The following is a 9,106-nucleotide window of genomic DNA, read 5'->3' on the forward strand; positions in this document are numbered from 1 at the left end:
ATACCCAATTGATGCTTTTGTCAAGTAGTTTATTTGTTCTTCAGCTTTGACTTGCTCCCATTGCTCTTTGAGCAGCTTTTGCGGTAATAGGTAAAGCATCCACATGATCTAAAGCGGTTTGCATTAATAAAATTAGGTTTCGTACATGACCTCCAGTCATTAAACATAATCGCTCCAGAACTTCTTGACTTTCAAAAATATCTGTTTCTAGCTTTTTCGTCGGTAAAAATTGCTGCGTTCTTTTCTCAATAATAGCCTTAATTTTTGCCATACCATCAGGATTAATAGTACGATCAAGATTGCGGATCATAATCATCGGTAAAACCATCGGGTCATTATCATAAATATCCCGTAGATCATTGGCCCGATTAGAATAGGCCATTGAAATAGGTATAGTATAAATCAAATGACAATTTAACCCCTTTAATTGATTAGCCCGATCTAAAAAAATCTCATCATGATTAGTTTTATGATCTCGCCGATATATCGGTACGATGCGATCTAAGTTATCAACAATTACCACTAATTTTGTTGAATCATCTAAGACAGTTTTGCTATTATCAATAAACTCATTTAGTGCTGTTAACAGGGTAACAGTATGAGGATTGATTTTATTTCTTATTTCTTGTCTTTGACTGGGAATTGCCCGAATCGCCGCAGACATTTTACCAAAATATTTAATCAAGTCTCCCGTTTCTAATTTGACATCTTCCACTTTAATCTCTGTTAAAGCTAAATCAATTAAATCCTGCCAACGGGATTTTATCCAGTTTTTTAAGGGGGTTGAATTAGCCTGTTTTAGTTGTTCTAATAAATGGCGCGTACAGGCAATGAGAATATCTGTATATTGAGCATCTTCTGGATCGATATCGTCTTCATCTGCCGCAAAATAAACAACAAAACAATTTTTTTGCTCTAGATATTTTTTCAGCCGCAATAATTCCGTGGATTTCCCCCCTCCTCGATGTCCTGTGTAGAGTTGATGGGTGTAGTCTGTTGGCAGCGAACGAATAATTTTTCTGCCTAAATCTTGACAGACATCAGCATCCGCTCTCACTGCTTTTAGATCTACATAAAAGGGACTATCGGCAGGTAAAGGAACTGGTTTAAAGACACCAACAAGATTAGCGATCAATTGTTCAGACATAGGCGACTATAGCTTGATTGATGTCATTATTATAACAATACTTATTGACAAGATGTTATACCGAATCCGCTTTTAATATTACGACTAACTCTCGATCGAACTTCAAAAACCCAGTTATGGATTTTTTCCCCCTACTCCCCACTCCCCAATTCATAATTCATAATTCATAATTTCCCCACTCCCGATTAAAATTGAATTGCACTCATATCTAGGGATAAAAAGCGATCGAGTCCTAAATACATCCAATAAATAGAGTTTGGGGATTCCTGAATAGTTTTTTGAAATCCCAAGGCGGCGGCTAATTTCTCATAATCGGGATGAATAATCAAAGTATGTAAATCGCAGAGATTAGGAAAATCTAAGGTCATTCTCTGGAGAGTTTTTTGGGCATCTTGCAGAAAAATTAAACGATATTTTTCTAAATAATTAGCATCAATCATCCAACTGCGAATAAATACCGAAAGACAATTTTCATCTCCCACGGATGCCATTTTAAAAGGATCCTGTTCGTTGATCGCACTTAGATGTAAACTCTTGTTAGGAGAGGTAAAAAAATTGGCTTCCGACTCGTTTGCGGTGGGATAGAGGAGATAAAAACCGACGGGATTAAGATTATCTACCCGACGCAAAACTCGCATACCTGTAGTGTAATCTTTTGCCCAACCCCGCAACAGACGAGAAATGCGATGGGGAATTGCTTCAGCATTGCGATTCATCCAGTTATAATTGCGTGTCAGCAAGTTAGCCACAGGAATCGCATCACAACGGGGATTAAATTGATCTAATTGCAATTCTACAGATGATTCCGAGCTATCAGGCTCTAAAATCCCCGTAATTGGCTTGATTTTAATTCTGGTTGTGTTGCCGTCAAAAATTTTTTCGATTAAACCAAGGGCCGCTAATTTATCTAACATCATACCCGCCGAGCGTTCGCTGCCCTGATCCTGATCCTGATAAAATAAATCCGATGCTTGCCGATGGGTACAGATAATGGCAGTGGTGGGAAAAATTAACTGGGATAAAGGGGGTTTTGCCTGTCCCTCCTTGGCGATCGCATAAATCCAGAGACGCAGAAAACAAGTGGCACGCACCCGGGTTAATCCCACTCTCCCCACCAAGCACTCGATCATTTGTTCTTGTTTTTCCCAAGAAAACCAAATTTTCAGATGTTTAATCTCCATCTTTTTGATCCTAGATTCTGACAACGATTATACTTTATACTTCACCCCACTTCACCCCACTTCACCCCAGTTCTCAACCCTCCCCCTACTAGATAGCGCTCATTGTTGTTGCACCTCTAGAACCGACAGAATGGTTCCAGAAACATTTAGGAGACGATTATGAACGATAAAAAATACGGTACTGCTCCCAGTCATACTCAAGCGTGGATTTTTCAAACTTGGTTATCTTTTATTGTCTCTATTTCTGCCACTTCTTTAGGAGTTATTTATCTACCAGTAGATCCGTGGATTAAAGGTTATTTAGGCATGGGTTTACTATTTAGCGTCGGTTCCACCATTAATTTATCAAAAACTGTCCGCGATGTCGAAGAATCTAAACGCTTAATTAATCGCATTGACGAAGTAAAGTTAGAACGGATCTTGACTCAGTACGATCCCTATAAGGAGTAGTTTTTCCCAGTTATTGGTTATCAGGTTTTTCGATTATTCTCACTCTTTTTACTTGCTTAGGAGAGTTTATATGCTATTCACAACTAATCTAATCAGTGTGACCAAAGGAATAATTTCTCTTTTACAAAATCCCGGTAATACGATGTCTGTATATGATATTGAAGATGGCTTAAAAGAGAGTTGGTTACAGCGATTATCTTTACAATATGTTAAAAGCGATCGAGCTACCGCTCAAATAATTGCCCAAAGATATCTAGCCGCTAGTCCCTGTTTAGAAACCCTGCTAAAACTCCCGGAAGATTCCCTAGGTTATCATTATGCTACTCACCTAATTAGTCTCAATTTCGATCCTAATTTTTATCGGTCTATTCAGGTCAATTCTGATACAGATTATCTGCTGCTTCGCCTACGGCAAACTCACGATATCTGGCATATAGTCACGGGTTTTGGTGTCGATGGCATGGGAGAATTGCAACTGAAAGCTTTTGAATTAAGTCAAACTCGTCGCCCTCTAGCTATTGTCATAATTTTAGGGGGATTATTCGGAGCTTTATTTTCTTCGCCACTTTCCTTAGCCTCTCTCTGGGAAGAGATTGTCCTCGCCTATAATTTGGGCAAAAATACTCGACCTTTTTTAGCGCAAAAATGGGAACTAGCTTGGGAGAAATCCCTGCTAGTTTGGCGGCAAGAATTGGCGATTGTCCACTCTTTGCTGGACTAATTAAGTAAGTGGTTATAATTAAATTGAGGATGGATTTTGTCTTTGATCCCCCCTTAATCCTAGGGTTTATTCATAGTAGGGTTGATTCATGAATCAACCCTACCCTTAATCCCCCTTTGATAAGGGGGGTGCCGATCCCCCCTTAATCCCCCCTTGATAAGGGGGGCATATGATAATTTTTAACGCCTCCCTACTTAGAATAATCGACTAAACCGAATAAATCCCGATTAATCGGAGAAAATAAGACGATTTGCCTATTCAGGGGCTAGAGGACAGAAAAATTGTCAGACAATCGGGAAAAAGTGACAGGGGAAAAATTTTTCCGAACCGGAGTAGCAAAAAAATCCCAGTCCGGGTAAAATTGATTATCGATCGATTGTGTGAGGAGTCCGATCCCCATGACCAATAAACACACAGCAAGGCTGCTGAGCAGTTACCTGCAGCGCCTGCCTGCCCATAGCTGGCTCATCCTAGTGTTTTGGGCTTTGATTATCGCTCCAGTCCAAGCTGCTGTCGAATTACGCATTGCCATCAGTAAAGGTGTTAGCGCCGTCTCCGTGGGTAGTTCCACCGATGCTGTGGTGAAAGATGGGGCCGGGAGAGTCCTAGGAGAATTAACCGCCATGAATGCCCTCAATGCTAATCCCAGAGGAAAAGCGGTGGGTTTGGCCGATTGGCAGGCCAGTCAATTGCTCATCGAACCGGAGAATGATGGTTACGTCTGGATTAATGATCGCTGGTATCGAGGACGCACAAGGATCATTCGGCAAGGTTCTGGGGTGACAGCCCTAAATTTAGTCGATTTAGAGGAATATCTCTATAGTGTCGTCGGTGCGGAGGCGATTCCCTCCTGGCCGCAAGAGGCCTTAAAAGCCCAATCCGTGGCGGCGCGCACCTATGCTCTCTACCAAATGAATACTTCCGGCAATCGCATCTACGATCTCGATACTACCACCCGCACCCAAGTTTATAAGGGTCTAGAAAGCGAGTTTACTAGCACCCACGAGGCAGTTAAGGCCACCGCCGGACAAATTATGAGTTTCAACGGCAAACCGATTCTAGCGGTGTTTCACTCCTCCTCTGGGGGCCACACGGAAAATGTCGAGGATGTTTGGAATTCCCCCTTACCCTACCTGCGCGGTGTCATCGATTACGATCAAGTCGCCCCGGTATTCCAATGGTCAAAAAACTTTAGCGCCGGGGAATTAGGCCGTTTAATTGGTGGTGTTGGTCGCGTGCGATCGCTATCTCCCGAAAGGACCACTCCCCACGGACGAGTGATTAGAATGCGTGTAGTAGGCGATCAAGGCTCTAAATTAATCTCTGATACCCAATTACGGCGAATACTCGAGCTGCGTAGTACCCTATTCACGATTTCAGCTGATAACGGTACTTTTGCCATTAATGGTCGCGGTTTCGGTCATGGGATCGGTTTAAGTCAATGGGGCGCTTTTTCCCTCGCTGACCAAGGGGTGACTTATGACCGGATTCTCGGCCATTATTATCAAAATGCTCGTTTAACTGAAATGCCCAACTAAAAAGGCTGTCAGCCATTTCCAGTCAACAGTAAACAGTGAACTGATCACTGATAACAAGGATCGAATCTAAAACCTAATTGGTTAAGCTAAGTAGGGAGGCACAATTATTTGTAGGATGGGTTAGCGGTAGCGTAAACTATGCTGGCGTTGGGTTTCATGCTTCAACCCCACCTACGTTCATCTGATAACTGATAACTGATAACTGATCACTGATCACTGATAACTGATTATGAGATAATGTCTGATCTAACTTGTAATTTTTGACTTGCATGACCATCGTTACCGAAGCCTTAACCGAGTTGGAACCAGTCATAAAAACTACCTTTACCGTCGAGGAAATTCGCCAACTACTGCCCCATCGTTATCCCTTTGCCCTAGTTGATCGCATTATTGACTATGTACCTGGTCAAAAGGCCGTTGGCCTAAAAAATGTCACGATCAACGAGCCTTTTTTTCCCGGTCATATTCCCAATCGTCCCTTGATGCCGGGGGTGTTAATTGTTGAATCCATGGCCCAAGTGGGGGGAGTGATTTTGACCCAATTACCTGGGATGAAAGGGAAATTTTTTGCCTTCGCTGGCATTGATAAAACCCGTTTTCGTCGTCCTGTGGTGCCAGGGGATCAATTGATAATGACGGTGGAATTATTATCCTTCAAGATGAATAAAATTGCTAAAATGCAAGGGGAAGCAAGAGTCGATGGGCAATTGGCCGCTCAGGGCGAAATGATGTTTTCCATCTTTGATTGACCTATGAATTTTGATCGAGATCGTCTCCGACAAGAACTAAATTTATTTGCTATTCTAGGGGCTTTTATTACCAATATTTTCGCTAATATTTTTCCTCTTAAGGGCGAAAATATCGGGGCTATCTCGAATACAGTTTTTCAAGATGTCTTAATTGTTCCCGCTAATTATGCTTTTGCGATCTGGGGATTAATTTATCTGGGTTTAATTAGTCTGGGAATTTACCAAGCTTTGGCTTTTAATAAAACTGAACCACGTTTGCGTCGGTTAGGCTACGAATTAGCCATCGCTAGTGCTTGTCAGATTCTCTGGGTAATTCTCTTTCAATTACGTTTTTTTACCCTGTCTTTACTGGCAATGCTAGGCATTTTAATCCCTCTCATCCGGCTTTATCTTCGCTTAGAAATTAATCGCTTGATTGTCAATCGTAAACAGGGTTTATTAGTTAATGCTCCTATTAGTATTTATTTCGCTTGGATTAGCGTGGCCACGATTGTCAATGTCGCTTCGGTGCTAGATTGGATCGACTGGCAGCGATGGGGTCTAACTGACCAGATCTGGACGGTAATAATTCTGCTTATCGGGGCGATAATCGCGATTTTAGTCGGTTTAAACCGAAAAGATCGGGCTTTTATCGGGGTGTTTATCTGGGCTTTCTTGGCGATCGCTGTTAAACAGATTTCTCTGCCTCTAATTGCGATAACGGCGATTATATTAGCGATTATCCTAACTTTTCTGGTTTTTAGTGGCAGTTTTCGTCCTCTGAGTCGTTAAAATGCGGGATCACAGCGAATTTCGACGATAAAGCCATCGGGATCGTAGAAGTAAACCCCCCTGCCAGTCGGACGGGTCACGGGTCCACTAGCAATAGTAATTCCCTGACTTTGTAGCACTTCTAGGGCAAAATCGAAGCATTCGGGGGCAATATCGAAGGCTAAATGGTTGGCACGGGTAAAAGCGATTTCGGGATTGTCGTCGGGAGGGTTTAAATCTGGTTCCCCAAATAGGTCAATTACTGTACCATCGGGGGTGATAAAATTGGCCACTTTTCCCTGGGCAACTAATTCTTTTAAGGTACTGGGAATTTTTTCCCCCACTAATTCCTCTAATCCTAATATTTCCCCATAAAAATGACGAGAAGCCTCCATATCTTTGACGTTGAAAGCGATATGATGGACTTTTCGCAGTTGACCGATTTTGAGTTTTTTTGCGGTTACGGAAGGGCTAATAGTCATCTTAGTTATCAGTTATCAGTAAGGGGTTGGGGGGATTTTTCAGTGAACAGGAATCAGTAATCAGTAATCAGTGAAAAGACAGCACTATTAATCTCATTTAATACTCCTCATTTAATACCGTTAACTGATAACTGATAACTGATTGGCGACTTAAGAGTTAATTTTTTGCAATAATTGTCGAATGGATTCGGCATCTTGAGCGTTGGGTAGGAGAGCGAGATAGAAGCCTAAATCCTGTTGCGCTTGGCTGAGTTGTCCAATTTGATAGTAAACTAAACCTCGATCGCGCAGCTCTAAGGGATGATTAGGAATGAGCAAAAGTAGCAGATCTATTGTCCGAATTGTCTGAGACCATTGTTGACGATTCAGGTAAATATATTTTAAATTAGTCAACAAACGTAACAAAATTTGCTGATTGGTAGCAATATTGAGAAAATGTTCTTCTAATTTAACTGGCTGTTGATAAACCTGACTTAATCTTTCTTGACAGTCCTGTTTAAATAAGATTTCACCACCGTGAAAGGGATCGACAAAAATTTCTACTTCCTCGAAATCGGGACGGATAATAAAATGGCCCGGCATACCAATTCCTACCATGGGAAAATCGATCTGTTTGGCAATCTCTAAATAGATAATCGAGAGAGTGAGCGGAATACCAGTGCGGCGATCGATTACGTCATTTAAGTAGCTATTGCGGGGGTCATAGTATTCTTGGGTATTACCATTAAATTGTAAATCTTCAAACAAATATTGATTGATAATCTTGACTATTTTTAAAGGATATAATCTATCGGGTAAACGTTTTTTTACCTCCTCAGCCATTAAATTTATTCTATTTAAATAGTGATCAATATTGAGGCGCGGATATTCAAAATTGGCTATTTGTAGGGCTGCCCGAGCTAGATTTATCTCAGGGTCAGGATGTTGAATTGTTTCGATGAAGGCTTGGTATAAGAGTGCAAGGGTCATTAGAAAAGGGTATTAATCAGATTATCAACTATTTTAACCGATCCTTCCGATTTTATCGCTTCTCTTTTCCGATCACCATTCAATATTCAGCAATTTAGATGAGCTTTCCCGGGAGAAGTAGCGAGAAATCTTGTCAAGGTCTAGATTAACCACCGCTTTTTCTAAAGGGATCGTGCGACAATTTTTATTTTGAGACTGCACTTGATAAACTAATTGATTTGTCCAATCTAAAGCAGTTAACCAACCACTTTGAGGATGATAAACCCCAGTTTCAATGTCTAGCCAACCGCTGCCGCGAGCTAGTTGTCCCGGTTTGACATCGGGAAAGGTAAAGGTTAAAGTATGACCTGTGATAATTAGTTTATCCTTGAAATAGGGTTGGGTCATGGCATGAAATTCGTTTCTAATCCAACAAAACTGCTCGTTTGTTTGCTGTTCAAGGGGATATTCTGGGTGGACTCCCGCGTGAACTAACCAAATATCTCCTAGGTCTAAATAAGCGGGTAGGGATTGGAACCAATTGATATGATCGGCGGGTATATTGTTATTATAACTTAGTAGTGTCGCCGCCCCGCCACTCTCGATCCAACCGTTTAACCATCTTTCAGAAACTTCTTTTCCTGCCAGAGCTTTTAAGAGCATATATTCATGATTTCCTAAGAGACATTGGTAGTTATTTTTGATCACGAAATCCACCACTTCCAAGCTCTGCTCTCCTCGATCGATTAAATCCCCCAGAAAATAAACCTCATCCTCACTATCGGGAGCAACTCGGTTTAATAGTCGCAAAAGTGTCTGAAAACTGCCATGCACATCTCCGATAATAATACGACGCGGTTCTTGAGTCTGTTTCCCTATTTTTTTAAAAAACACACACCCCTCTCTAATTGCTGAGATTGCTACTCTTTTATCGCTAAAAAAGTAGTTTTTATAAGGTCTTAATTTTATTATAGGACAAAGCTTTCCCTCTGACAGTCACTGGTTTTGGGGAACGCCGGAACTGCGGGAGAAAGGCTGTAAGTAGGTGGGTGGAATTAAATATAAGATGAACTTAGGTTGGGTTGAAGCATGAAACCCAACTCCCGCTCATGTTACGCTACCGCTAACCCATCCTACAAA

Annotated in this window: 10 protein-coding genes; 5 read left to right on the plus strand and 5 right to left on the minus strand. The window is 41.4% G+C overall.

The genetic code is table 11. The features are described from left to right. Positions 1-40 precede the first annotated feature (40 nt). Entirely contained in the window at positions 41-1,147 is a 1,107-nt protein-coding gene (locus PX636_RS10725; protein ID WP_288117130.1) for a P-loop NTPase fold protein, read from the minus strand. A gap of 185 nt (positions 1,148-1,332) precedes the next feature. After that, entirely contained in the window at positions 1,333-2,328 is a 996-nt protein-coding gene (locus PX636_RS10730) for a hypothetical protein (protein WP_288117131.1), read from the minus strand. 159 nt (positions 2,329-2,487) lie between these two features. Here PX636_RS10730 and PX636_RS10735 point away from each other — a divergent pair, with 159 nt between their 5' ends. From PX636_RS10735 to PX636_RS10755, 5 genes are all read left to right on the plus strand, one after another. Next, on the plus strand, positions 2,488-2,778 hold the full coding sequence (locus tag PX636_RS10735) for a YiaA/YiaB family inner membrane protein (protein WP_002758035.1): 291 nt from the start codon (positions 2,488-2,490) through the stop codon (positions 2,776-2,778). Between the two features lie 70 nt (positions 2,779-2,848). Beyond that, complete coding sequence (locus PX636_RS10740) at positions 2,849-3,499, plus strand: Coq4 family protein (RefSeq protein ID WP_288117133.1); 651 nt, start codon at positions 2,849-2,851, stop codon at positions 3,497-3,499. 398 nt (positions 3,500-3,897) lie between these two features. After that, the gene (locus tag PX636_RS10745) at positions 3,898-5,037 is read left to right on the plus strand and encodes a SpoIID/LytB domain-containing protein (protein WP_288117134.1); all 1,140 of its coding nucleotides are present in this window, start codon (positions 3,898-3,900) and stop codon (positions 5,035-5,037) included. A 269-nt stretch (positions 5,038-5,306) separates the two neighbouring features. Continuing rightward, positions 5,307-5,786, plus strand: coding sequence for a 3-hydroxyacyl-ACP dehydratase FabZ (gene fabZ, locus PX636_RS10750; protein ID WP_012268022.1), 480 nt, complete (start codon positions 5,307-5,309; stop codon positions 5,784-5,786). A gap of 3 nt (positions 5,787-5,789) precedes the next feature. After that, positions 5,790-6,557, plus strand: a complete 768-nt coding sequence (locus PX636_RS10755; protein WP_288117136.1) for a TspO-related membrane protein — start codon at positions 5,790-5,792, stop codon at positions 6,555-6,557. Here the strand turns inward: PX636_RS10755 and PX636_RS10760 are convergent. The 3 genes from PX636_RS10760 to PX636_RS10770 form a co-directional block, all read right to left on the minus strand. Further along, entirely contained in the window at positions 6,554-7,018 is a 465-nt protein-coding gene (locus tag PX636_RS10760; RefSeq protein WP_002796487.1) for a VOC family protein, read from the minus strand. The two genes, PX636_RS10755 and PX636_RS10760, sit on opposite strands and share 4 nt — an antisense overlap. A gap of 150 nt (positions 7,019-7,168) precedes the next feature. Continuing rightward, positions 7,169-7,987, minus strand: a complete 819-nt coding sequence (locus PX636_RS10765) for a SirB1 family protein (RefSeq protein ID WP_288117138.1) — start codon at positions 7,985-7,987, stop codon at positions 7,169-7,171. Between the two features lie 72 nt (positions 7,988-8,059). Then, complete coding sequence (locus PX636_RS10770; protein ID WP_288117140.1) at positions 8,060-8,860, minus strand: metallophosphoesterase family protein; 801 nt, start codon at positions 8,858-8,860, stop codon at positions 8,060-8,062. Positions 8,861-9,106 lie beyond the last annotated feature (246 nt).

It is taken from the genome of Microcystis sp. M53598_WE2, assembly GCF_030067735.1.
Classification (GTDB): domain Bacteria; phylum Cyanobacteriota; class Cyanobacteriia; order Cyanobacteriales; family Microcystaceae; genus Microcystis; species Microcystis aeruginosa.